Source organism: Mesorhizobium sp. LEGMi-168a (assembly GCF_058312955.1).
In genome coordinates, this window is the sequence record NZ_JBZEGV010000034.1 from 1 (window position 1) to 21497 (window position 21497).

26 protein-coding genes and 1 pseudogene are annotated in these 21497 nt (G+C 63.9%); 15 read left to right on the forward strand and 12 right to left on the reverse strand.

Annotated elements, in window-relative coordinates; all coding sequences use genetic code 11:
• Positions 1-127, forward strand: a pseudogene (locus tag AC4FWB_RS29290) (IS481 family transposase); the annotation flags it as partial.
• On the opposite strand, the gene AC4FWB_RS29295 reads toward AC4FWB_RS29290, so the two are convergent.
• Entirely contained in the window at positions 124-1965 is a 1842-nt protein-coding gene (locus tag AC4FWB_RS29295; protein WP_491029717.1) for a DEAD/DEAH box helicase, read from the reverse strand. The pseudogene AC4FWB_RS29290 and the gene AC4FWB_RS29295 overlap by 4 nt on opposite strands.
• A 204-nt stretch (positions 1966-2169) precedes the next feature.
• Here AC4FWB_RS29295 and AC4FWB_RS29300 point away from each other — a divergent pair, with 204 nt between their 5' ends.
• The 3 genes from AC4FWB_RS29300 (at position 2170) to AC4FWB_RS29310 (ending at position 4324) form a co-directional block, all read left to right on the forward strand.
• Complete coding sequence (locus AC4FWB_RS29300; protein WP_491029718.1) at positions 2170-2466, forward strand: hypothetical protein; 297 nt, start codon at positions 2170-2172, stop codon at positions 2464-2466.
• A 107-nt stretch (positions 2467-2573) separates the two neighbouring features.
• On the forward strand, positions 2574-3608 hold the full coding sequence (locus AC4FWB_RS29305; RefSeq protein WP_320273164.1) for an aspartate-semialdehyde dehydrogenase: 1035 nt from the start codon (positions 2574-2576) through the stop codon (positions 3606-3608).
• Between the two features lie 263 nt (positions 3609-3871).
• Positions 3872-4324 carry a GNAT family N-acetyltransferase gene (locus AC4FWB_RS29310; protein WP_491029719.1) on the forward strand — a complete coding sequence of 151 codons (453 nt, stop codon included), beginning with the start codon at positions 3872-3874 and terminating at the stop codon, positions 4322-4324.
• Here the strand turns inward: AC4FWB_RS29310 and AC4FWB_RS29315 are convergent.
• Positions 4321-4728, reverse strand: a complete 408-nt coding sequence (locus tag AC4FWB_RS29315) for an ACT domain-containing protein (RefSeq protein ID WP_491029720.1) — start codon at positions 4726-4728, stop codon at positions 4321-4323. The two genes, AC4FWB_RS29310 and AC4FWB_RS29315, sit on opposite strands and share 4 nt — an antisense overlap.
• 242 nt (positions 4729-4970) lie before the next feature.
• Between AC4FWB_RS29315 and AC4FWB_RS29320 the strand changes: the two genes are divergently transcribed.
• The 6 genes from AC4FWB_RS29320 (at position 4971) to AC4FWB_RS29345 (ending at position 8429) form a co-directional block, all read left to right on the forward strand.
• Positions 4971-5876, forward strand: a complete 906-nt coding sequence (locus tag AC4FWB_RS29320; RefSeq protein WP_491029721.1) for a bestrophin family protein — start codon at positions 4971-4973, stop codon at positions 5874-5876.
• 150 nt (positions 5877-6026) lie between these two features.
• The gene (locus tag AC4FWB_RS29325; RefSeq protein ID WP_491029722.1) at positions 6027-6374 is read left to right on the forward strand and encodes an ArsR/SmtB family transcription factor; all 348 of its coding nucleotides are present in this window, start codon (positions 6027-6029) and stop codon (positions 6372-6374) included.
• A 55-nt stretch (positions 6375-6429) separates the two neighbouring features.
• Positions 6430-6921 carry an SRPBCC domain-containing protein gene (locus AC4FWB_RS29330; protein ID WP_491029723.1) on the forward strand — a complete coding sequence of 164 codons (492 nt, stop codon included), beginning with the start codon at positions 6430-6432 and terminating at the stop codon, positions 6919-6921.
• Positions 6922-7072: 151 nt separating this feature from the next.
• A complete protein-coding gene (locus AC4FWB_RS29335; protein WP_491029724.1) occupies positions 7073-7483 on the forward strand; it encodes a DoxX family protein in 411 nt (136 codons plus the stop codon).
• A gap of 14 nt (positions 7484-7497) precedes the next feature.
• The gene (locus tag AC4FWB_RS29340; protein ID WP_491029725.1) at positions 7498-8025 is read left to right on the forward strand and encodes an SRPBCC family protein; all 528 of its coding nucleotides are present in this window, start codon (positions 7498-7500) and stop codon (positions 8023-8025) included.
• 140 nt (positions 8026-8165) lie between these two features.
• Positions 8166-8429: a YMGG-like glycine zipper-containing protein gene (locus AC4FWB_RS29345; RefSeq protein WP_491029726.1), complete on the forward strand. Its 264-nt coding sequence runs from the start codon at positions 8166-8168 to the stop codon at positions 8427-8429.
• A 78-nt stretch (positions 8430-8507) separates the two neighbouring features.
• On the opposite strand, the gene rpsP is transcribed toward AC4FWB_RS29345, so the two are convergent.
• From rpsP to AC4FWB_RS29370, 5 genes are all read right to left on the reverse strand, one after another.
• Complete coding sequence (rpsP, locus tag AC4FWB_RS29350; protein ID WP_491029727.1) at positions 8508-8909, reverse strand: 30S ribosomal protein S16; 402 nt, start codon at positions 8907-8909, stop codon at positions 8508-8510.
• Between the two features lie 100 nt (positions 8910-9009).
• Complete coding sequence (locus AC4FWB_RS29355; protein WP_491029728.1) at positions 9010-9336, reverse strand: chorismate mutase; 327 nt, start codon at positions 9334-9336, stop codon at positions 9010-9012.
• A gap of 7 nt (positions 9337-9343) precedes the next feature.
• Positions 9344-10933, reverse strand: a complete 1590-nt coding sequence (ffh, locus tag AC4FWB_RS29360; RefSeq protein WP_491029729.1) for a signal recognition particle protein — start codon at positions 10931-10933, stop codon at positions 9344-9346.
• A gap of 416 nt (positions 10934-11349) precedes the next feature.
• Positions 11350-12291: a glycosyltransferase gene (locus AC4FWB_RS29365; protein ID WP_491029730.1), complete on the reverse strand. Its 942-nt coding sequence runs from the start codon at positions 12289-12291 to the stop codon at positions 11350-11352.
• Between the two features lie 67 nt (positions 12292-12358).
• Positions 12359-13300, reverse strand: coding sequence for a CPBP family intramembrane glutamic endopeptidase (locus tag AC4FWB_RS29370; protein WP_491029731.1), 942 nt, complete (start codon positions 13298-13300; stop codon positions 12359-12361).
• 167 nt (positions 13301-13467) lie between these two features.
• Here AC4FWB_RS29370 and AC4FWB_RS29375 point away from each other — a divergent pair, with 167 nt between their 5' ends.
• Both AC4FWB_RS29375 and AC4FWB_RS29380 read left to right on the forward strand, forming a co-directional pair.
• Positions 13468-13749 (forward strand): type II toxin-antitoxin system RelE/ParE family toxin, encoded by a 282-nt coding sequence (locus tag AC4FWB_RS29375; protein ID WP_491029732.1) that lies wholly within the window; start codon positions 13468-13470, stop codon positions 13747-13749.
• 32 nt (positions 13750-13781) lie between these two features.
• The gene (locus AC4FWB_RS29380; RefSeq protein ID WP_491029733.1) at positions 13782-14081 is read left to right on the forward strand and encodes a HigA family addiction module antitoxin; all 300 of its coding nucleotides are present in this window, start codon (positions 13782-13784) and stop codon (positions 14079-14081) included.
• 86 nt (positions 14082-14167) lie between these two features.
• On the opposite strand, the gene AC4FWB_RS29385 is transcribed toward AC4FWB_RS29380, so the two are convergent.
• The gene (locus AC4FWB_RS29385) at positions 14168-14770 is read right to left on the reverse strand and encodes a DUF1236 domain-containing protein (RefSeq protein ID WP_491029734.1); all 603 of its coding nucleotides are present in this window, start codon (positions 14768-14770) and stop codon (positions 14168-14170) included.
• Between the two features lie 358 nt (positions 14771-15128).
• Between AC4FWB_RS29385 and AC4FWB_RS29390 the strand changes: the two genes are divergently transcribed.
• Positions 15129-15926, forward strand: a complete 798-nt coding sequence (locus AC4FWB_RS29390) for a lytic murein transglycosylase (protein ID WP_491029735.1) — start codon at positions 15129-15131, stop codon at positions 15924-15926.
• Positions 15927-16041: 115 nt separating this feature from the next.
• Here the strand turns inward: AC4FWB_RS29390 and AC4FWB_RS29395 are convergent, their stop codons facing one another.
• Positions 16042-16689 (reverse strand): hypothetical protein, encoded by a 648-nt coding sequence (locus AC4FWB_RS29395; RefSeq protein ID WP_491029736.1) that lies wholly within the window; start codon positions 16687-16689, stop codon positions 16042-16044.
• 103 nt (positions 16690-16792) lie between these two features.
• A complete protein-coding gene (locus AC4FWB_RS29400; RefSeq protein WP_491029737.1) occupies positions 16793-18016 on the reverse strand; it encodes an argininosuccinate synthase in 1224 nt (407 codons plus the stop codon).
• A 346-nt stretch (positions 18017-18362) separates the two neighbouring features.
• Here AC4FWB_RS29400 and AC4FWB_RS29405 point away from each other — a divergent pair, with 346 nt between their 5' ends.
• On the forward strand, positions 18363-19004 hold the full coding sequence (locus AC4FWB_RS29405) for a LysE family translocator (protein WP_491029738.1): 642 nt from the start codon (positions 18363-18365) through the stop codon (positions 19002-19004).
• A 125-nt stretch (positions 19005-19129) separates the two neighbouring features.
• Positions 19130-19552, forward strand: coding sequence for a Rid family hydrolase (locus AC4FWB_RS29410; protein WP_491029739.1), 423 nt, complete (start codon positions 19130-19132; stop codon positions 19550-19552).
• A gap of 69 nt (positions 19553-19621) precedes the next feature.
• On the opposite strand, the gene AC4FWB_RS29415 is transcribed toward AC4FWB_RS29410, so the two are convergent.
• Both AC4FWB_RS29415 and rlmN read right to left on the reverse strand, forming a co-directional pair.
• Positions 19622-20089: a hypothetical protein gene (locus tag AC4FWB_RS29415; RefSeq protein WP_491029740.1), complete on the reverse strand. Its 468-nt coding sequence runs from the start codon at positions 20087-20089 to the stop codon at positions 19622-19624.
• Entirely contained in the window at positions 20086-21321 is a 1236-nt protein-coding gene (gene rlmN, locus AC4FWB_RS29420) for a dual-specificity RNA methyltransferase RlmN (protein ID WP_491029741.1), read from the reverse strand. Before rlmN ends, AC4FWB_RS29415 begins: the two co-directional genes overlap by 4 nt.
• Positions 21322-21497 lie beyond the last annotated feature (176 nt).

Consider the following 21497-nt stretch of genomic DNA (forward strand, 5'->3'; position numbering starts at 1 on the left):
AGCTGCCGAGTTGCCCGTTTGGATGCATCGCTACAATTGGCATCGCCCGCATGGCGGCCTAAAATCCAAAACACCCATCAGTCGCCTCGCATTGTCCGAGGACAACCTGTTGAGGCTCCACATCTAGCCCGGCCGCTTCGTCGGCTTCTTGTGCTTTGCCGGCTTGTCGAATTTCGGCTTGCCGGGTTTTTTCGCCCACGGCTTAGCCTCGGCCTGGCCGGCACGTTCGGGCTGCGCGCGCTTCTCAAATTTCGGCTTGGGCGCATTCTGCTCGAACGGCCGTTTGCCGCGATGCGGCTTCTTGTCGGGTCGTGGCGGCTGATAGCCGGCTCTCGAAAGATCAGGCGTGCCGTCGAGCCGCTTGACCACGATGCTGCCCTGCAGCCTGCGGTCGGGGCCGATCGCGGCGAGGAAGCGGTCGGCCCAGTCAGCGGCGATCTGAACGAAGGTTTCTTCGGGCTGCATCTTGATGGCGCCGATCTCGCGCTTGGACATGCCGCCCGTGCGGCACAGCATCGGGATCAGCCAGCGCGGCTCGGCATTCTGCCGGCGTCCCACCGACAGCGAGAACCAGACGCTGTCGCCGAAATCATCGCGGCGGGCGGGCGCCTCGTCGCGGCGCGCGAATTTTTCGCCCGACGGTGCGAACGGCGCGATCTCGAGGAGCTCTTCCGGCGCCGAGCGGCTGGAACGGCAGAGCCGCACGAAGGCGGCGGCCACCTGCGCGGCGCCGTGCTTCTCCAGCAGCGTGCCGATGAAATCGCGCTCCTCCTCATGCACCGGCTCCTTTAAGGCGGGGTCGGCGAGGATGCGCTCGTCGTCGCGCCTGAGCACGTCGTCGGCCGAAGGCGGACTTGCCCAGGTCGCCGTCAGCTTCGCGCTTTGCAGCAGCCGTTCGGTGCGCCGGCGGGCATTGTTCGGCACGATCAGCGCGCTCACCCCTTTTCGTCCGGCGCGGCCCGTCCGTCCGCTGCGATGCAGCAGCGTCTCCGGGTTGGTCGGCAGGTCGGCATGCACCACCAGGTCGAGATTGGGCAGGTCGATGCCGCGCGCGGCGACGTCCGTTGCGATGCAGACCCTGGCGCGGCCGTCGCGCATCGCCTGCAGGGCATGGCTGCGTTCGTTCTGGCTGAGCTCGCCTGACAGCGCCACGACGGAAAAATTGCGGTTGTTGAAGCGCGCGGTGAGATGGTTGACGGCGGCGCGGGTGTTGCAGAACACCATCGCGTTGGTGGCCTCGTAATAGCGCAGCACGTTGATGATGGCGTTCTCGCGATCGGCGGGCGCGACGGAGAGCGCCCGGTATTCGATGTCGAGATGCTGCTTTTCCTCGCCGCCGGCGGAGATGCGCATCGCGTCGCGCTGGTAACTCTTCGCCAGCGTGGCGATGGAGCGCGGCACGGTGGCGGAAAACATCAGTGTCCGCCGTTCGGCGGGCGCGGCCTCGAGGATGAATTCGAGGTCCTCGCGAAAGCCGAGGTCGAGCATCTCGTCGGCTTCATCCAGCACCACGGCCTTCAGCGCCGACATGTCGAGCGCGCCGCGGGTGATGTGGTCGCGCAGCCGTCCAGGCGTGCCGACGACGATGTGGGCGCCGCGCTCCAGCGCCCGCCGCTCGCCGCGCATATCCATGCCGCCGACGCAGGAGGCCACCGTCGCGCCGGCGAGTTCGTAGAGCCACTCCAGCTCGCGCTTCACCTGCAGCGCCAGTTCGCGCGTCGGCGCCACGGCCAGCGCCAGGGGCGCCGCGGCGTCGGCAAAGCGCTCCGCGCCGCCAAGCAGCGTCGGCGCCATGGCGAGGCCGAAGGCGACGGTCTTGCCGGAACCGGTCTGCGCCGAAACGAGCGCATCCGCCTGTCCGAGCTCCGGATTAAGCACCGCCTGCTGCACCGGCGTCAGCGCGACATAGCCGCGTTTTTCCAGCGCCTCTGCGAGCGCAGGAACAATACCTTCGAAGTCGGACATTTTGTTCTTTCGGAATTCAGGGTTCTGGGCTCTTCATGGAGCACAAGGGGGGGCCGGCACTACGCCAGCCAACAAATTTGCGCGTTCGTACTTCCTGCAGCCGCCATTGTACAGAGCAGGGGGCACCGCCTTTCCCTTCTCCCCTTGTGGGAGAAGGTGGATCGGCGCGATAGCGCCGAGACGGATGAGGGGTGTTCCAGCGGAGTGAGACGCTGGCTTTCCCTGGAGCACCCCTTATCCGTCGCCTTCGGTGACACCTTCTCCCACAAGGGGAAAAGGAGAGCGGTGCGCCGATTGACTCTTTCAGCAAACCGCGTAAAAGCCCGCGTCGAACGGGATCGTTTTTCGATGCGCGGCCTTCTGATGGCTCTTCTTGCATTCGATGCCCCCAGCCACGATGCAGCGCATCGGGCCGGGCGCTTCGGCGCGTCCGTCCGTTCCAGCAAGATTCTGGGTTCCAGCAAAACTACGGCCAAAAAAACCACCACCAAAACGGTGTGATTCCCTTGGCCTAACCACCCTCTCCCGGGTTCGGCCCGGGGGACGGAACCCGCATGAGGCCGGCGGGTTTTCTCCAACAACCAAGCGGAGAGGGACAGGAGATCTTTATGAGTTTCAAGGTTGCGGTAGTCGGCGCCACGGGCAATGTGGGCCGCGAAATGCTCAACATTCTGGACGAGCGCGGCTTCCCGGCGAGCGAAGTGGTGGCGCTGGCCTCGCGGCGCAGCCAGGGCACCGAAGTGTCCTTCGGCGACCGCACGCTGAAGGTCAAGGCGCTCGACACCTACGATTTTTCCGACACCGATATCTGCGTCATGTCGGCCGGCGGCAATGTCTCGAAGGAATGGTCGCCCAAGATCGGCAAGCAGGGCTGCGTCGTCATCGATAATTCCTCGGCCTTCCGCTACGACCCGGACGTGCCGCTGATCGTGCCGGAAGTGAACCCGGACGCGATCGAGCAGTTCTCGCGCAAGAACATCATCGCCAACCCGAACTGCTCGACCGCGCAGCTCGTCGTGGCGCTGAAGCCGCTGCACGACGTCGCCACCATCAAGCGAGTCGTGGTCGCCACCTACCAGTCGGTCTCCGGCGCCGGCAAGGAAGGCATGGACGAGCTGTTTACCCAGACCCGCGCGGTCTTCGTCGCCGACCAGGTCGACGTCAAGAAGTTCACCAAGCGCATCGCCTTCAACGTCATCCCGCATATCGACGTCTTCCTCGACGACGGCTTCACCAAGGAAGAGTGGAAGATGGTCGCCGAGACCAAGAAGATGCTCGACCCCAAGATCAAGCTGACGGCGACCTGCGTGCGCGTGCCGGTGTTCATCGGCCATTCGGAAGCCGTCAACATCGAGTTCGAGAAGCCGATCACGGCCGACGAGGCGCGCGAGATCCTGCGCGAGGCGCCGGGCTGCCAGGTCTTGGACAAGCGCGAGAACGGCGGCTACATCACGCCGCTCGAATCGGCCGGCGAGGACGCCACCTTCATCTCGCGCATCCGCGAGGATTCGACCGTCGACAACGGTCTGTCGATGTGGGTCGTCTCCGACAATCTGCGCAAGGGCGCGGCGCTCAACGCGGTGCAGATCGCCGAGCTGCTGGTCGAGCGCGGCCTGATCCAACCGAAGAAGAAGGCGGCTTAGTTTTCGCTGACGGCCGTACCGCCGCGGCCGCGGCTGGGCCTCCGCGGGGGCGCCGGAAAGCCGGCGGCCCGCAGTCGCGGGCTCGGCCTTCGGCCGTTTGGTTCTCGCTCACGGCCCGTACCGCCGCTGCCGCGGCTGGGCCTCCGCGGGGGCGCCGGACGACCGGCGGCCGGCAGTCGCCGACTCAGCCTTCGGCCGGCGTGGCGTCTTCTCCCCGTTCACGGGGAGAAGGTCCCGGCAGGGGGGTGAGGGGCAGCGCCAGCATGTCCAGTTTTCCTGAAATCTTGCTACGTCCGGCCATAAAGGCGGATGCACCCACCGTCGCCAAGCTTATGCGGGCGTCGCTCAATTCCTTCGACTGGATGCCGGTTGTGCATACGCCGGAGGAGGACTTTTTCTTCATCCGCAACATCGTGCTGCCCCGGCAGCAGGTGATGGTGGCGGAAGCCGGCGAGCGCATCGTCGGCTTCATTGCCGTCAGCGGCGATTGGGTCGAGCAGCTCTATCTCGATCCCTCCTGGACTGGACAAGGCATCGGCAGCCGGCTGCTCATTGAGGCGACCGCCGGCATGCCTTCGGTCAAGCTGCATTGCTTCCAGGCCAACAGCGGCGCCCCCCGCTTTTACGAACGCCACGGATTCCGCGCCGAAGCCTTCGGCGACGGCACGACCAACGAGGAAGGCCTGCCGGACATTCTCTATGTCCTACGGCGTTAGCCGCCGCTGTCCGTCGCCAGCTGCCGCAGGATTACGAGCGCCTCTTCCCCCCGCTCCGCCGGCACGAACAGGTGGTCATGGTAGAAAGCCGAGACCGGGTTGACGCCCATGCCGGCCGCCGCCAGCCGCGCGGTGATGGCGGCGAGGAAGCCGACAGCCTCCAGCGAGGAGTGAATGTCGAGTGTGATCATCCGGCAGCGGAACGTGCCGGCAAGGCCGGCCGCTTTCGCCTCGTCCTCCGTCACGATCAGCGTCAGGCCTTCCCGTTCGCGAAAACTCATGACCGGATCGAGCCCATCCGGCACGGCTGCATCCGGTGCCAGCGTCGCGAAGACATGGACGTCGGGGAGCAGTTGCGGCGTCATCGACGCCAGCAGTTTTTGCAGATCGGTCTCACCGGTCATTTTCTCTCCTTCGTCACCGCGCCCGCTGTCCGACGCGGGAACGGCGTCTCCTCACTAAATCGCCCGGCCTGGTGCCGGTAGGCCTTCTGCTCAACGACATGGCTATGTCGCGTGTGGCCGAGCTTGCGCGGCTGGCCAATAGCACAATACACAAGATCCGGACCGCCTGGTCTTGGCGCGGCGTCCCGCATGTTGCGGGGTTGCAGCGCAACTGGTCCCGAAATTGCTCTTGAGGGGTTTCGATGATCGTTCGTCCGCGCCCGGGATTCCTGCACCTGTTCTTCATCATGCGTGGCTCAGTGGTGCCGCGCATCCTGCCGCAGATCTTCGGCTTTGCCGCCTATGGCGCGCTGGTGGTGGTGATCGTGCGGGCGCTGAAGCTCGATTTCGGCAATGCCGGCACCGCGCCCTTCGCTTTGCTCGGCGTCGCGCTGTCGATCTATCTCGGCTTCCGCAACAACGCCGCCTATGATCGCTGGTGGGAGGCGCGCAAGCTCTGGGGCCAGCTCGTCTTCGACGTCCGCAACCTGGCGCGCGCCTCGACCGGGCTGATCGAGGACCGGAGCGAGCTGCGCGGGCTCTTGATGGACGCGATCGCCTTCTGCCACTTTCTGCGCGGCTCGTTGCGGCGGGTCGATGCCGTGCCGGAGGCACGCGGCTTCATCGGCGACGAGGTCGAAGCGGTGGCGCAGGCTGCCAACGGCCCCGACGCTTTGGTGCGCCGGATGGGAGCGCGTGTCGCGGCCCTGCGCAAGAGCGGCGCGATCGACATGATCGGCTACCGCATCCTCGACGAGCGGCTGTCGGAAATCGCCGCCGCCCAGGCGGGCTGCGAGCGCATCATGGGCACGCCGCTGCCTTTCGCCTACACACTGCTCTTGCAGCGGACGGCCTATGTGTTCTGCCTGCTGCTGCCGTTCGGGCTGGCCACGCCGGCCGGCTGGGCGACGCCCTTGTTCACCGCGCTGATCGCCTACACCTTCTTCGGGCTCGACGCGCTTTCGGAGGAGCTCGAGGACCCGTTCGGTACCCAGCCCAACGACCTTGCGCTGGATGGGTTGTGCCGTGTCTGCGAGATTTCCGTGTTCGAGGCGCTGGGCGAGACGCCACCGAAGATGATCCCGGCCGACAAATTCTACTTCTCCTGAGCGGCCGATCGAGCGTTCCAGCATGGCCATCCTGTTTGCGGGCCGGATGAGCGTTGCGGGCGGATTCGATCCTTGGATCGCGCCGCTTGACTCGGTCGCCGGCGCCCCATATAAAACCAAAAGGTTACATAACCATTTGGTTCAATAGATATGGCAACGGATAGGCTCAGCCTGACCCTCGCGGCGCTTGCCGACCCGACCCGTCGTGCCATCCTAGCGCGGCTGTCGCTCGGCGAGGCCTCGGTGACGGAACTGGCGGAGCCGTTTGCCATGAGCTTTCCGGCGGTGTCGAAGCATCTCAAGGTGCTCGAGCGCGCCGGCCTGGTGGCGCGCGGGCGCGACGCACAGTTTCGGCCGCGCCGCCTGCAGCCGGAACCATTGCGTGAGATCGACGAATGGCTGGAGTCCTATCGCGCGCTGTGGGACGCCCGCTTCGACCGGCTAGAAACTTATCTGCAAGCCTTGCGGGCGGGTGATCCGAGCGGAAATCGAAATTGAAGCCGGCTAATCAGCATGCCGCCCATGCGCGGCAAGACAATCCAGAGAGGGGAAAATGACGGATCAGACCATCGACATTCCATCCGACGACCCGGTGATCGTCATCACCCGGACCTTCGATGCGCCACGCGCGCTGATGTTCAAGCTGTTCACCGATCCATATCATCTGGTGCGGTTCTGGGGACCGGAAGGGTCGACCTATCCGGTCTGCGATATGGATGTGCGGCCAGGCGGGCAGTGGCGTCTGACCATGCGCTTTGCCGACGGCAGCGAGTATCCGACCAACAGCGTCTATCTGGAGATCACTCCGCCGGAGCGGATCGTCTATCGCGACGCGCCGCTCGACCGCAGCCAATGGCAGGATACCTTGCCGCCGCCCAACATGGTCACGACCATCCAGTTCGAGGATGCCGGCGGCAAGACGCGCATCGTCGCCAACATCCGCGCCAACTCGGTCGCCGCCCGCGACATGGCGGTGAAGATGGGCTTCGGCCAGATGGTCATGGCGAGCTATGCGCGACTGGAGGCCTATCTCAGGACGCTCTGAGCGAGAGTGCCGTTTGGCGCGTCGGAATGAGCCGCGCGCCTCCGTGAAAAAGAATCTGGGACGTGTCGGACCCTCGACTCGTGCCGCGTCCTTGGTTCGAACTTGGCAAAGACGGCCAGCGTTTGAACCAAAATATCAGGAGGGAACGTCAATGAGCATTTCTCAAACCGCGCCCGTGTCGTCGGGCGCCTTGTGGACCGGGCGCGTGCTCAGCGCCATCGTGGTCCTGTTCATGATTTTCGACGGCGTCATCAAGCTGCCGCCACTCTCGATCGTCACCGAGACGATGACGCAGCTCGGCTGGCCGGCCGACGCCAATGTCGCCCGCCTGCTCGGCATTATCGGGCTGGTCTCGACCGCGCTCTATGCCTTGCCGCGCACTTCCGTGCTCGGCGCGATCCTGCTCACCGCCTATATGGGCGGCGCCATTTCCACCCATGTGCGCATCGGCAACCCGTTGTTCTCGCACACGCTGTTCGGCGTCTATCTCGGTGTTATCCTGTGGGGCGGGCTTTATCTGCGCGACGCAAGAGTGCGCGCGCTGATCCCGTTGACGCGATAAGGGAGGAGAAAAAGATGCTTGCCGCCATTCTCGTCATCCTGGTCGCCATCGTCGCCGCCATACTCATCTACGCAGCGACACGGCCGAACGACTTCGTCGTCAGCCGGTCCGCCAGCATCAGGGCGCCGGCCGAGGCGATCTTCCCGCTGATCAACGACTTCAAACACTGGCCCGAATGGTCGCCGTTCGAAAAGCTCGATCCGGAGATGAAACGCACGCTTTCCGGTGCCGAAAGCGGAAAAGGCGCGGCCTACGCCTGGGAAGGCAGCGGCAAGGCCGGAAAGGGCCGCATGGAGATCGCCAATTCGGTGCCGTCGTCGCTGGTCTCGCTGAGGCTCGATTTCGAAAAGCCGTTCCGGGCCAACAACACCGTCGACTTCACCTTGACGCCATCGGGCGACGGCACCACGGTCACCTGGGCGATGCGGGGCGGCCGGCCGTTCATCGCCAAGCTGATGGGCCTGTTCATGAATTTCGACGCGCTGATCGGCAAGGATTTCGAGGCCGGGCTCGACAATCTGAAGCGCGCCGCCGAACGATAAATCATTAGTGATTTCAATGGCATTGTTGACCGGCGCCGGCGCTCGAAGATGCCAATCTCATTGTCCTCGGGATCAAACTAGCCGCCTGCGAGTTAAACATTTGGCGGCGAGGACGGCGATCCCGTGAGAGAGGAACCGAAATGAAGAAAGCGATTACCATTCTGGTGCTGACATTGGCGCTGGGCGCCTGTTCGCAGACGGAAAAAGGTGCCGCGATCGGCGGTCTGGGCGGTGCGGCCGTCGGCGCCGCTGTCGCCAACAATCCGGTACAGGGCGCGGTGGTCGGCGGTGCCGTCGGCGCGGTGGCCGGCGCTCTGATCGGCCATGCCAGCGAGGCAGGCCAGTGCCGCTACCGAGATCGTTACGGGCGCGTCTACGTCGCGCGTTGCCCACAAGGCTATTGAGGCACAACGACCCGGATTCAAAGAAAAACGGCGGGCAAAGAACCCGCCGTTTTCGTAAGCGCAACAGAAACCCCGAAATTACTCCGCGGTGGCGGCTTCCGCTTCGGCCGGCGCGGCAGATGCGGCGGCAACGGCAGCAGCGGCGTCTTCCTGGGCCTTCTTCAGCAGGGCGGCGCGCTCCTGCGCCTTCTTGCCGGGCAGAGCCTTGTTCGGGTTCGAGCGGGCCGTACGCTTGGCGATGCCGGCCTCGTCGAGGAAGCGCAGCACGCGGTCGGTCGGCTGGGCGCCGTGCGACAGCCAATGCTTGACGCGGTCGGCGTCGACCTTGACGCGTTCGCCGTCCTTCGGCAGCAGCGGGTTCCACGAGCCGAGCGACTCGATGAAACGGCCGTCGCGGGGCGAACGGGCGTCGGCGACGACGACGTGGTAATAGGGACGCTTCTTCGAGCCCGCGCGGGCCAGTCTGATCTTCAGTGCCATTTTCTATCTCCTAAAGGCTCTGATTTCTTTCATTGATCGGTTTGTCTTGTGCAAATCGTTGTCCCAAAACCGCTGCGCATTTTGGGCGACATGCATTTGATTAGCCGGCTTTGGCAGCGCCGTTGGAAGCGGCGATCTGTTCGTGATGACGGATCACTTCGCGGATGACGAAGTTCAAGAACTTCTCCGCAAAGTCCGGGTCGAGATGCGCATCCTTCGCCAACTGGCGCAGGCGAGCGATCTGCTGCTGCTCGCGCGCCGGATCGGCGGGCGGCAGGCCATGCTCGGCCTTCAGCACACCGACCGCCTTGGTGCAGCGGAAGCGCTCGGCCAGCATATGGATGAGAGCGGCGTCGATGTTGTCGATCGAAGCGCGGTAGCCCGCCAGAACGGCGCGTGCGTCGGCCATGTCCTTCTCCTCGTTCATCGCCCCCTCACTTCTTCTTGCCCAAACCGGGCAGCCCGCCGCCGCCGAGGCCCGGAAGTCCCGGCAACTTCATGCCGCCGGGCAGGCCCGGCAATCCGCCGCCGCCGGGAAGTCCGCCGGGCAACCCGCCCGGCAAGCCTTTACCGAGACCGGCAGCCTGGGCCTGCTTCTGCAGGGCCTCGAGCTGCTTGGGATCCATCTTCGACAGATCGGGCATGCCGCCGGGCATCATGCCGCCAAGGCCCATCTTCGAGGCAAGGCCGCCCATCATGCCGCGCATCATGCCGCCGCCTTTGCCCTTGCCGCCCATCGCCTTCATCATGTCGGCCATGCCGCGATGCATCTTCAGGAGCTTGTTGATCTCGGCCGCGTCGGTGCCGGAACCGGAAGCGATGCGCTTCTTGCGCGAGTGTTTCAGAAGGTCGGGATTCGCCCGCTCCGCCTTGGTCATCGACGAGATGATGGCGAGCTGGCGGCGGAACATCTTGTCGTCGAAGCCGGCCGCCGCAAGCTGGTCCTTCATCTTGCCCATGCCGGGCATCATGCCCATGATGCCACCCATGCCGCCCATCTTCGACATCTGCTGAAGCTGCTGGGCAAGGTCGTTCAGGTCGAACTTGCCCGACTGCATCTTCCTGGCCATCGCCGCCGCCTGCTCGGCGTCGATGGTTTCGGCGGCCTTCTCGACCAGGCTGACGATGTCGCCCATGCCGAGGATGCGGTCGGCGATGCGCTTGGGGTGGAATTCCTCCAGCCCGTCCATCTTTTCGCCGGTGCCGATCAGCTTGATCGGCTTGCCGGTGACGGCGCGCATCGAAAGCGCGGCGCCGCCGCGGCCGTCGCCGTCCATGCGGGTGAGCACCAGGCCGGTGATGCCGACGCGCTCGTCGAAACTTTTTGCCAGGTTCACGGCGTCCTGGCCGGTGAGCGAATCGGCGACCAGCAGGATCTCGTGCGGCGACGACACCTTCTTGATGTCGGCCATCTCGACCATCAGCGGCTCGTCGATATGGGTGCGGCCGGCGGTGTCGAGGATGACGACGTCATGGCCGCCGAGCTTGGCCGCCTGCACGGCGCGCCTGGCGATGTCGACCGGGCTCTGGCCGGCGATGATCGGCAGCGTCGCGACCTTCACCTGCTCGCCGAGCTGGCGCAACTGCTCCTGCGCGGCCGGACGCCGCGTGTCGAGCGAGGCCATCAGAACCTTCTTGTTCTGGCGCTCGGTCAGGCGCTTGGCGATCTTGGCCGAGGTCGTCGTCTTGCCGGAGCCCTGCAGGCCGACCATCATGACCACGACGGGCGCCGGCGCGTTGAGGTCGATGGCGACGCCCTCGGCGCCAAGCATGTCGACCAGCTCGTCATGGACGATCTTGACGACCATCTGTCCGGGCTTGATCGACTTCAGCACGGCCGCGCCGACCGCCTTCTCGCGCACCTTGTCGGTGAACGAACGCACCACCTCCAGCGCCACGTCCGCCTCGAGCAGGGCACGGCGCACCTCGCGCAGCGCCGCCGAGACATCCGCCTCGGACAGCGCGCCACGGCCGGTCAGGCCGTTCAGGATGGAGCCAAGGCGCTCCTGGAGGGATTCAAACATTCGTTTTCCTTTTCTCTGGCATCCTGTGGATGCCCGAGAGGTAGTGCGTTCGCGCCGGGTCGCCAAGCAAAAGCGCAAAGCCAAAAAGCACCCGGGGGCGCATCGCGCTGCCGGGTGTTGGCCTCCAGGATCGGTTTACAGCTCTTGCCTCGAAGAGGCTTCGGCGTCCTGGTCGGCTTCGCGGAGGTGTACTCGTCGCGGAATTCGAGCGCGTCTAGACAGGAAATCGGCCCAGGAGTCAAGCCAAGCGGCAGAAAAACCCCTTCTCCCCTTGTGGGAGAAGGTGTCGCCGAAGGCGACGGATGAGGGGTGTTCCAGGGAAAGCCAGCGTCTCACTCCGCTGGAACACCCCTCATCCGTCTCGGCGCTGCGCGCCGATCCACCTTCTCCCACAAGGGGAGAAGGGAAAGTGCGGCTCACGGCAGGCTTTCGCCGTCGAGTATGCGCTTGTAGAGGTCGAGATAGCCTTGTGCCGTTCTCGCAATGGGGAACCGGTCGGCGGCGGATTCGCGGCACCGCCCGGGCGAAAGCGCGGCTATGTCGGCGAAGGCTTGCGCGAACTCGGCATCGGTGTCGAAGAGGCGTCCGGTGGCATCGTCGACGATCTCCGGCAGCGCGCCGCGCGGCGTCGTCAGTACCGGCGTGCCGCACAGCATCGCTTCGACCGGCGCCATGCCGAACGGCTCTTCCCAGGCGATCGGATTGAGGAAGGCCTTGGCTTCGCCGAGCAGGCGCAGCTTCTTATCGCCGTCGACGGTACCGTGGTAGCGGAAGCGACGGCCCAGGCTCTTGAAGAAGACGCCCTGGCTGCGAACCTTCGTGCGCTGCAGGAGTTGCCAGCGCGAGCCGCCGGCGATGTCGAGCTGGAAATCGAAGGACCTGGCGAGATCGACGGCCCGGTTGAGATTCTTGCCGACACGGGCGATGCCGGCCAGAAACAAGAGCCGGCTCGTCTTGACGGCGGACAGGCGATAGGCGTCGAGCGGAAAGCCGTTGTAGACGAAGGTTTCCCGTCCGTGGCTGCGCGCATGGCTGGCGCTGACGAAGTTCCAGTTCTGCCCCTTTTTCGGGAATTCCGGGTTAAAGCCGTGCATCGTATAGAGCGCCGGGCGCGGCGCCTCGGTGTACCAGCCATTGAAATGCACGATGTCGGCGTCGGCCGGGATCGCGGCGCGGCATTCGGCGGCCGAAGATGCCTGCCGCACTTCGCAAAGCGGATGGCTCGAGCCGCGGCCGGCGATCAGGATCACCTGGTGGCCGCGGCGCGAAAACTCTTGAGCCAGCCAGTCGACCTGGCGCTCGGTGCCGCCATAGCCTTTGCAGGGAATGGTGCGTTCCGCCACCAGCGTGATGCGCATCAGGCGACCCTTTCGGCTTTCTGCTCGAGCATGATCCCGTCCAAGAGCGGGTTTCCACTTTTTGGGATCATGGTCGGTCCGGCCCGACCTTCAGCGGCGAGCGGCGGTGTAAAAGCAAGAGCATCGTCAGCAGGGTGCTTGCGATGCCGATCGCGGCGATGAGAACGGCGTCCCAATTCGTCCAGCCGGCGCCTTCGAGCGGCTTGGCGTTGAACAGGGCGAAGGAATTGTAGCTTTCTTGATGCGAGATCAGCAGGAAGCCGGTCAGGTTGTTGCCGAGATGGGCGCCGAAGGCGGCGCCCAGATTGCCGGTCGCGTAGACCAACAGCGTGAGCAGCAGCGCGAATGCGGCGATCGAGACCAGCACGCAGGCATTGATGGCAAGCGTCGAGGACGAGCTCCAGTGCAGCGCGGTGAACAGCAACCCCGGCAGCGCCGCCCAGATCAGCGGGCTACCGAATCTGCTGGCGAGGCCGCGCAGCAGATAGCCGCGAAACAGCGCCTCCTCAGACGACGTCTGCAGGAAGGCAAGCAGCATTATCGGGACGAGGAACAGCAGCCAGGACGAGAACGCGATCGATCCGCGGGCGACTTCCGGCTGCAGACAATAGAGCAGGACCTCGGAGAACAACGAGGTGATCAGCACCGCTACCAGGCCTTTGAGGAAACCGCCGCGCGAGATGCGGCGGCTGGCGCCGATCAGCGCCGAGAGCGGCTCGCCATGCACCAAGCGCATCGCCACCCAGAGGCCGATCCAGATGCCGGCAAACGACGTCAGCGCGGTGAGGATGCCGACGGGCGATGCCAGGAAATCCTGCATGTACCGGCCGGTCGAGGGACCGGGCAGACGCCAGACGATGTAGGCGTAGGTGCCGGCAAAAAGCACGAGAGCTGTCATAGCCATCCAGAAGGCAATGACGATTGCCGTTCCGAGCAGCAGGCGCAGCAAGGTGGTCTTTTCGTTCGGCGAGCGGCGGTAGCGCTCGAAGGCGGTACTGTCGATGATCACGCGGGTCCCCTGCCTTTCGGGTCGCATGATCTATGGGATCGGCGATTTCAGTGCAATCTCTTCCCGAGGCTTGCCGGGGAAGCGGTTTAGAAATCGTATCACAGAAAGATACGCCTCTATCGACAATTAAATCGTATCACACTATGATACGATGCGCGGAGGCACCGTTGATACGCTCGTTCAAGAACAAGACAACGGAGTCGGTTTCGCAAGGACGATCTCCGAAGGGCTTTCCTTCCGATCTTGTTCGCGTGGCTCAACGCAAGCTGTTCATGTTGGATAACGCCGATGAACTCATCGATCTGAGGACGCCGCCGGGCAACCGGTTGGAGACGCTGAAGGGCGATCGTGCCGGGCAGCACTCTATTCGCATCAACGGCCAATTCAGAATCTGCTTCAGATGGGTGGAAGGTGCCGCCGAGGATGTAGAGATCACCGACTATCATTAGGGCCCGTGCCCGCAACCAGAAAGGAAATGAAGATGGCTGCCAGCATCTTCCCGCCGATCCATCCGGGCGAAATCCTTCGTGAGGAGTATCTGGTCCCGCTTGGATTGAAACCATATACGTTGGCCAAGAAGCTGCATGTCCCCCGCACGCGTATCGAGCGCCTGGTGAGCGAAACCACGCCGGTAACACCAGACACGGCGCTGCGCCTTGCCAAGTTCTTCGGCACGACGCCCCGGTTCTGGATGAACATGCAGGCCAGCTACGACCTCGCGGTGGAAGGCGAGGCAAAGAAGGCCGAAATCGCGTCGATAGAGCAGATGCAAGCTGCTTGAATTGCCGGCGGGGCGGCAATTGGGCGGCCGCCAACGAAAAGCGGCCGCCGATCGCCGGCGGCCGCGTTGCGCAATCAGCGCCTGGATCAGCGCATCACATAGACGATGCGGCGCGTACCCGGATCGACCAGCGCCGGCTGGTTGTTCACATAGACATAGCGATAGTTGTAGTCCGGGATCTCGCGCAGCTCGACCGTGTCGGGCAGGGTAGCACCCGTCACCACTTCGCCCTCGAGATAGACCGGGTCTACCCGATGCGTGGTGATGTAGGTGCCCACCTCGGCCGGCGGCCTGGCGATCGGATCAACCGGATCGCTCGCAACCATGGCGCCGGTGTCGTCGTCCTGCGAATAGACATCGTCAGCCGGCGGCGCCACCACTGCGATCTCGGCATCGGCCGGCCGGCGCGTCAGCACCACGCGGCTGCCGCCGAAATCGCCCGTCACATAGTCGGAATAGACCCAGCCGTTGCCGCCGGCTTCGGCGATGGTGCACCATTTGCTGTTTGCGATGCAGCCTCTGAGCGTAGCCGACTGGCCGGCCGCCAGCACACCGATCACTGGATATTGCGGGCCAGGGCCGGCGCGGACATTCAGATCCGTCAACGCCGAGACGGGCGTGTCGGCAAGGGCCGCACCCGACATGGCGAGCAGCGCACCGGCAAGCGCCGGAAACAATACGCTTTTCATGGCTTTTTCTCCGTTTTCAATGCTCCCTCGGGCTCGAAAACGAAACAAGGCCTTATGCGTTCCGGCTAAAGCGTCGTCCACCCGCTCACGAATTGTTCCATGTTCTTTCGGCGGATCGGGTCAAAAGCCTGTGAAGAGCGCCAGTTTTACGCGCCGGACAGCCTCGCGGAGTTCACGCCTACGGGCGGGGTATCGATATCTTCCATGAAGGCCTGCCATAATAAATGCTTGATCGTGCGCAAATTCCCCGGCATTCGCCAGCGTCGAGCGCCGCGTAGCCCGTGTGGGCGGTGACAACCGGGCGTTTCACTGGCAGATTTGCAACCGGGACGTGATTCAGGCAACCAGGAGAGACAGCATGGCATTTTTTGCCAAGGGAAGGATTTTCGTGGCCGCCGCTGTGGCGGCACTTGGGCTGGCGACGGGCGCGCAGGCGGCGGCCAGCTGTGGCAAGAACGGCGCTGGCTTCGACGCCTGGAAGCAGCAGTTTGCTGCGGAAGCACAGGCTGAGGGCGTTGGCCAGAAGGGTCTGTCCGCGCTGGCCGGCGCGACTTACGCAACAAGGACGATCGCCGCCGACCGCGCCATTCACAAGGCTTTCAGCGGCTCGGTGGAAGCTTTCATGAAGCGCCGCGGCGGGGCCGCAATTATTTCCAAGGGCCGGGCGCTGAAGAAGTCGAACGCGGCGATGTTCGACAGGATCGAGCAGACCTACGGCGTGCCGCCGGGCGTGCTGCTCGCCATCTGGGGCATGGAAACCGGCTTCGGTGCCTCGATGGGCAACCAGAACACGGTCTCGGCCATTCTAACGCTGGCCTATGATTGCCGCCGCCCGGACTATTTTACCCCGCATGCCATTGCAGCCTTGAAGCTGGTCGATCGCGGCGCGCTGAGCGCCTCCTCGGTCGGCGCCATGCATGGCGAGATCGGCCACACGCAGTTTCTGCCCGGAAATGTCCTGAAGTATGGGGTCGGCAGCGGAAACCTGCGCGACAGGAACACCGCGCTGGCTTCTACCGCCAACTTCCTCAAGGGCCATGGCTGGCAGGCCGGCGCGGGCTACGAGGCGAATATGGGCGCGATCGCCGGCTGGAACTCCGCGAGCGTCTACCAGCAGGCCATCGCCCGCATCGCCGAGGCGATCGACAGCAACTGATCGACCGTCTCCATTCCAAACGAAAAGCCCGGCGCGTGTGCCGGGCTTTTTGTTTATCGAGCGGGGTCAAATCCGATCGCCCGGAACGACCAGGTTCGATCTCATCACCTAACTCTCAATCATTTGCGTAGCCGCTCAATGGACATTTCCGGGAAACGGGAATCTGGAAGGTACCGGTAGTGCCGTTGCAGGTACGGAATTTGGGGTTCCGCGGCGCTGGAGTAGCCACCTTGGACTTACCCTTCATGTCGATTTTGGTCGGTTGGTCAAACTGTGCGTGGCCGCTCAACGGGCATTTCTGGGAAGCGGGAATCTGGAAGGCGCCGTTGTTGCGGTAGCAGGTACGGAAGCTGGACGTTCGCGGCGCCGGCGTGGCCGTAGCCGCAGCCTTGGACTTGCCCTTGACGACCAACCATATCTCGGTCGGTAGGTCTAGCTGCACTTTGTTCAAATCGGAGTAGCTGATCCGCCCGCTGCGTATCCCCTCGGCTATGCGCTGGCAGAACAAGGCCGGCATGCGCTCCTGCGAGACGCCCATGAAAGAGGCGATTTCGTGCTTGAACGTGATGCTCCATAAATGGACAGCGGAGATGCACCCGTCCAAATTAGCCTCAGGCGCCTGCTCCGTGCCTGCTTGCGAGGACCCGCACGTCATCAAGGCCAACGCCGCCGCAACCAGAAAAGAAATACTACTTTTCACTGTCAAAACCCCCCGCATCCCGCTGGCGAACTTAATTAGAGCGGCGGAAAGGTCAAACGACAATTTCTCTGAAGCGGTCTGAACTTTTCTTATATTCGATACGTGGAATAAAACCCGGCGTCTCCGCCGGGTTGCCCCGCTTATCTCGACTTTCGACGTTCGGATATCAGCCGCGACGGTTCCTTGCCGCCAGCGTCCTCAGCCTGAGCGCATTAAGGCGGATGAAGCCTTCGGCGTCCTTCTGGTCGTAGGCGCCGCGGTCGTCCTCGAAGGTGACCAGCGCGTCGGAATAGAGCGTCTTCTTCGACTTGCGGCCGGTGACGATGACGTTGCCCTTGTAGAGCTTGAGCCGCACCGTGCCTTCGACGTCTTCCTGGCTCTTGTCGATCATCGCCTGCAGCATGACGCGCTCGGGCGAGAACCAGAAGCCGTTGTAGATGAGCTCCGCATAGCGCGGCATGAACTCGTCCTTGAGGTGGGCGGCGCCGCGGTCGAGCGTGATCGATTCGATGGCACGATGGGCGGCGATCAGGATGGTGCCGCCGGGGGTCTCGTAGACGCCGCGCGACTTCATGCCGACGAAGCGGTTCTCGACGAGATCGAGTCGGCCGATGCCGTTGTCGCGGCCGAGGTCGTTGAGCGCCGCCAGCATGGTGGCCGGCGACAGCTTCTTGCCGTTCAACGCAATCGGATCGCCCTTCAGGAACTCGATCTCGATCTCGGTGACGGCGTCGGGCGCATCCATCGGCGAGACGGTGCGCTGGTGAACGAATTCCGGCGGCTCGCTCCACGGATCCTCCAGCACCTTGCCCTCGGAGGAGGAGTGCAGAAGGTTGGCGTCGACCGAGAAGGGCGCCTCGCCGCGCTTGTCCTTCGGCACCGGGATCTGGTGCTGCTCGGCGAAGTTGAGGAGGTCGGTGCGCGACTTGAACGACCAGTCGCGCCACGGCGCGATGACCTTGATGTCCGGGTTCAGCGCATAGGCGGAAAGCTCGAAGCGCACCTGGTCGTTGCCCTTGCCGGTGGCGCCATGCGCGATCGCGTCGGCACCGGTCTCCTTGGCGATCTCGACCAGATGCTTGGAGATCAGCGGGCGGGCGATCGAGGTGCCGAGCAGATAGGTGCCTTCATAGACGGCGTTGGCGCGGAACATCGGGAAGACGAAGTCGGCGACGAATTCCTCGCGCACGTCGACGATGCGGATGTCCTTGATGCCCATCATCTCGGCCTTGCGGCGCGCCGGTTCCAGCTCGCCGCCCTGGCCGAGATCGGCGGTGAAGGTGACGACCTCGGCGCCGAGCTCGGTCTGCAGCCATTTCAGGATGATGGAGGTGTCGAGGCCGCCGGAATAGGCGAGCACGACTTTCTTGACGTCTTTGGTCTTGGACATTGTTGGCGGTTCCGCGGGTAAAAAGGTTCGCGGGCGAGTATCACGGGGTTTCCGGGCGATGCAAGAGACGAAGCGGCGCAGGGCGCAGCCAATCGCTGCGCGTGATCTCCCCCCTTGAGGGGGAGATGGCCGCGAAGCGGCCAGAGGGGGTCGTCTCACATAGATCGCCGCTGCTGTTTTTTCGTCGCGGAAAACGCTGACGCTTCACGCGCGGCGACCCCCTCTGTCGCCTTCGGCGACATCTCCCCCTCGAGGGGGGAGATTATGCCGCCGCCACGTCGGCAGTTGCTGGCGAAACGGAGATGGCTGCGCTATAGGCTCTGCGATCCATTTTACGGGGCGAGCAATGTCCTTCATTCCCGACACCACGACGCTGATCCAGTTCGCCATCGCCACCTTCATCCTGGCGATCACGCCGGGCCCGGACATGACGCTGTTCGTGTCGCGGACGCTGAGCCAGGGTCGCGCCACCGGCTTCGCCTCGATGGCCGGGGCGCTCACCGGCACGCTGATCCACACCGCGCTGGTGGTGGTCGGCGTCTCGGCGCTGATCGTCGCCTCGCCGACGGCCTTCTTCGCGCTGAAGCTCTTCGGCGCCGGCTACCTCGTCTTCCTGGCCTGGCAAGCGGTGACGAAAGGCTCGGCCTTCTCGCCGGAGAAGAAGAGCGGACCGCAGATTTCGCTGTTCCGCAGCTGGGCGGCCGGGCTCGGCGTCAATCTGCTCAACCCGAAGATCATCCTGTTCTTCATGACCTTCCTGCCGCAATTCGTCTCCGCGCATGACCCGAACGCGCCCGGAAAACTGTTCTTCCTCGGCGTGATGTTCATCGTGCTGGCGATCCCGGTGACAGCGCCGATGGTGCTGGCGGCAGAGAAGTTTTCGGCGGCGATGAAGGCCAGCCCGCGCGTCACGCGGGTGGTCGACTATCTGTTCGGCGGTGTGTTCTCGGCCTTCGCGCTCAAGATCCTGACGGCGCAGGCAAGGTAGACGCCGGGCTTAGTTTGAATTTGCCGGTCGCTTTGGTAGGCTGTGACCCTCTAACTCTTTGTTTTTACACAATTCCGGACGGAAAACCTTACACACTTTTCCTAGAATTGCTCTAGCGAGGAATGATGCCAAGGTTCAAGCTATATGCTCCCGGCCCATGGGGCGAAAAGAGCGCCAAGGACTACAGCTATTCGATGGTGATGGAAGTCGACGGCCGGGTCGAACTGTCGGGTCAAGGTGGCTGGCGGCCCGACACGCTTGATTTTCCCGGCGACAGCATTCCGATCGAGGCAGAGATCGATCAAGCCTTCGATAACGTGGCCTTCATGTTGAAAGAGGTCGGGCTGGGCTGGTCTCACGTCGCGCACGTCAACTCTTACCATACGCTGGAACCCGACGGGACAATCCTCAAGGCCACGGCAGAGATGGCGAGGCAGTTTCGTCTGCGCATGCCGAACCACAAACCGATCTGGACCTGCCTAGGCGTAGCATTGCTTGGCGATCCGGCGATGCGGGTCGAAATCCGAGTGACAGCTTTCCGAGATTGATCGACGGACACACTCTGGCGGATGGCATCCAATCAAATTTCAAACTGAGGACACTGAACCGCGCTGAACTCAGGCTTCGGGATCGGGCAGCGGCTCGCGGCGCCAGGCGCCGGCCCAGCGGCCGGCGGAGAGCCAGTAGAAGATGCCGCCGACCATGCCGCTACCGATCAAAGCGAGCCTCACATTGTTGTCGGTGACGTCGAAATCGCCATCGCCGACGTTATGGGCGAAGCCGAGGAAGACGACGGCGATGATGGCGCCGCCGAGCGCATAGAACAGCCAGTCGCGGCGGCCGAGCACTTCGGCGATGAGGATGACGACCGCCGCCGGCATGAAGCCGAAATAGGCGACGAACAGTGCAATGAAGGGCACGGAGAAATAAAGCGCGGGCGCGATCGTCGGGTGCCCGGGCTCCGGCGCGTAGCCGAAATAGCCGAGGAACAGCACGTTGAGGAAGGCGCTTGCCGCCAGCGAGGCGATCACATAGCCGACCAGGATGGCGGCGAAGCGGACGAGATAGGCGATGATACGCCTCACGCCTCGCCGTGCCCTGCGATCATCATGGCCTCGAGCGCCAGCCGGTCGACTTTGCGCATGCGTTCCGATTCCGACTTGAGCTGGCCGCAGGCGGCGAGGATGTCGCGGCCGCGCGGCGTGCGGATCGGCGAGGCATAGCCGGCATTGTTGATGTAGTCGGCGAACTTCTCGATCGTCTCCCAGTCCGAGCACTGGTAGTTGGTGCCGGGCCAGGGGTTGAACGGGATCAGATTGATCTTGGCCGGGATGCCCTTCAGCAGCTTCACCAGCGCCCTGGCGTCGTCGAGGGAATCGTTGACGTCCTTCAGCATTACATATTCGAAGGTGATGCGGCGGGCATTCGACAGGCCGGGATAGGCGCGGCAGGCGGCGATCAATTCCTTCAGCGGGAACTTCTTGTTGATCGGCACCAAAAGGTCGCGCAGATCGTCATTTGTGGCGTGCAGCGAGATCGCCAGCATGACGCCGATCTCCTCGCCGGTGCGGGCGATCTCAGGCACGACACCGGAGGTCGAGAGCGTGATGCGCCGCTTCGACAGAGACAGGCCGTCGCCGTCGGAAGCGATCAGCAGCGCCTTTTTCACCGCCTCGAAATTATAGAGCGGCTCGCCCATGCCCATCATGACGATGTTGGAGACTTTTCTGCCCTCGGCCGGCACGATGGCGCCGTCGGGCGTGTCGCGGTCGGGGAAATCGCCGAGCCGGTCGCGCGCGGTCAGCAGCTGCGCCAGGATTTCTTCCGTCGTCAGGTTGCGTACCAGCTTCTGCGTGCCGGTGTGGCAGAAGGAGCAGGTCAGCGTGCAGCCGACCTGCGAGGAGATGCAGAGCGTGCCGCGGCCTTCCTCGGGGATATAGACGGTCTCGATCTCGACCGGGCGGCCGGCGCCGCGCGGCGGAAAGCGGAACAGCCATTTGCGCGTGCCGTCGGAAGAAATCTGCTCCTCGACGATCTCGGGGCGCGCGACGGTGAAATGCTTGTCGAGCTCGGCGCGCAAATCCTTGGAGATGTTGAACATATGGGCGAAATCGGAGACGCCGCGCACATACATCCAGTGCCAGAGCTGCTGGGCGCGCATCTTCGCCTGGCGCTCCGGCACGATGCCAGCCTCGACCAAGGCACCGCCAAGCTCGGCCCGGGTCAGGCCGATCAGCGACGGCTTCTCGGCAGCAGCAGCGCGGGCGCGCAAGGCGTCGCGTGCGCCTTCGGCGGTCAGATCGAATGAAAGGGTCATGGTTGCGCCAATATAAGCGGTTTGCGGCCGATTTCAGCATCGTGCCCGAAATGAAGCGCGGCGCATAGCACAGCTTGCAGGCGGAGTCATGGGGCGGCGAACGCGGGCCGGCGTGTCGCCGCAAACCAGATCACATATTCGTGTTGGCGTAACAGCCCGAAGCGCAGCCGCGAACC

Bases quoted from the DNA above. Each gene is read 5' to 3' on its own strand.
- AC4FWB_RS29400 (WP_491029737.1), bottom strand. From the start codon at position 18,016: ATGTCCAAGACCAAAGACGTCAAGAAAGTCGTGCTCGCCTATTCCGGC.
- rpsP (WP_491029727.1), bottom strand. From the start codon at position 8,909: ATGGCACTGAAGATCAGACTGGCCCGCGCGGGCTCGAAGAAGCGTCCC.
- AC4FWB_RS29335 (WP_491029724.1), top strand. From the start codon at position 7,073: ATGAGCATTTCTCAAACCGCGCCCGTGTCGTCGGGCGCCTTGTGGACC.
- AC4FWB_RS29295 (WP_491029717.1), bottom strand. From the start codon at position 1,965: ATGTCCGACTTCGAAGGTATTGTTCCTGCGCTCGCAGAGGCGCTGGAA.
- AC4FWB_RS29340 (WP_491029725.1), top strand. From the start codon at position 7,498: ATGCTTGCCGCCATTCTCGTCATCCTGGTCGCCATCGTCGCCGCCATA.
- AC4FWB_RS29390 (WP_491029735.1), top strand. From the start codon at position 15,129: ATGGCATTTTTTGCCAAGGGAAGGATTTTCGTGGCCGCCGCTGTGGCG.
- AC4FWB_RS29330 (WP_491029723.1), top strand. From the start codon at position 6,430: ATGACGGATCAGACCATCGACATTCCATCCGACGACCCGGTGATCGTC.
- AC4FWB_RS29325 (WP_491029722.1), top strand. From the start codon at position 6,027: ATGGCAACGGATAGGCTCAGCCTGACCCTCGCGGCGCTTGCCGACCCG.
- AC4FWB_RS29410 (WP_491029739.1), top strand. From the start codon at position 19,130: ATGCCAAGGTTCAAGCTATATGCTCCCGGCCCATGGGGCGAAAAGAGC.
- rlmN (WP_491029741.1), bottom strand. From the start codon at position 21,321: ATGACCCTTTCATTCGATCTGACCGCCGAAGGCGCACGCGACGCCTTG.
- ffh (WP_491029729.1), bottom strand. From the start codon at position 10,933: ATGTTTGAATCCCTCCAGGAGCGCCTTGGCTCCATCCTGAACGGCCTG.
- AC4FWB_RS29405 (WP_491029738.1), top strand. From the start codon at position 18,363: ATGTCCTTCATTCCCGACACCACGACGCTGATCCAGTTCGCCATCGCC.
- AC4FWB_RS29355 (WP_491029728.1), bottom strand. From the start codon at position 9,336: ATGAACGAGGAGAAGGACATGGCCGACGCACGCGCCGTTCTGGCGGGC.
- AC4FWB_RS29365 (WP_491029730.1), bottom strand. From the start codon at position 12,291: ATGCGCATCACGCTGGTGGCGGAACGCACCATTCCCTGCAAAGGCTAT.
- AC4FWB_RS29345 (WP_491029726.1), top strand. From the start codon at position 8,166: ATGAAGAAAGCGATTACCATTCTGGTGCTGACATTGGCGCTGGGCGCC.
- AC4FWB_RS29315 (WP_491029720.1), bottom strand. From the start codon at position 4,728: ATGACCGGTGAGACCGATCTGCAAAAACTGCTGGCGTCGATGACGCCG.
- AC4FWB_RS29320 (WP_491029721.1), top strand. From the start codon at position 4,971: ATGATCGTTCGTCCGCGCCCGGGATTCCTGCACCTGTTCTTCATCATG.
- AC4FWB_RS29385 (WP_491029734.1), bottom strand. From the start codon at position 14,770: ATGAAAAGCGTATTGTTTCCGGCGCTTGCCGGTGCGCTGCTCGCCATG.
- AC4FWB_RS29305 (WP_320273164.1), top strand. From the start codon at position 2,574: ATGAGTTTCAAGGTTGCGGTAGTCGGCGCCACGGGCAATGTGGGCCGC.
- AC4FWB_RS29380 (WP_491029733.1), top strand. From the start codon at position 13,782: ATGGCTGCCAGCATCTTCCCGCCGATCCATCCGGGCGAAATCCTTCGT.
- AC4FWB_RS29310 (WP_491029719.1), top strand. From the start codon at position 3,872: ATGTCCAGTTTTCCTGAAATCTTGCTACGTCCGGCCATAAAGGCGGAT.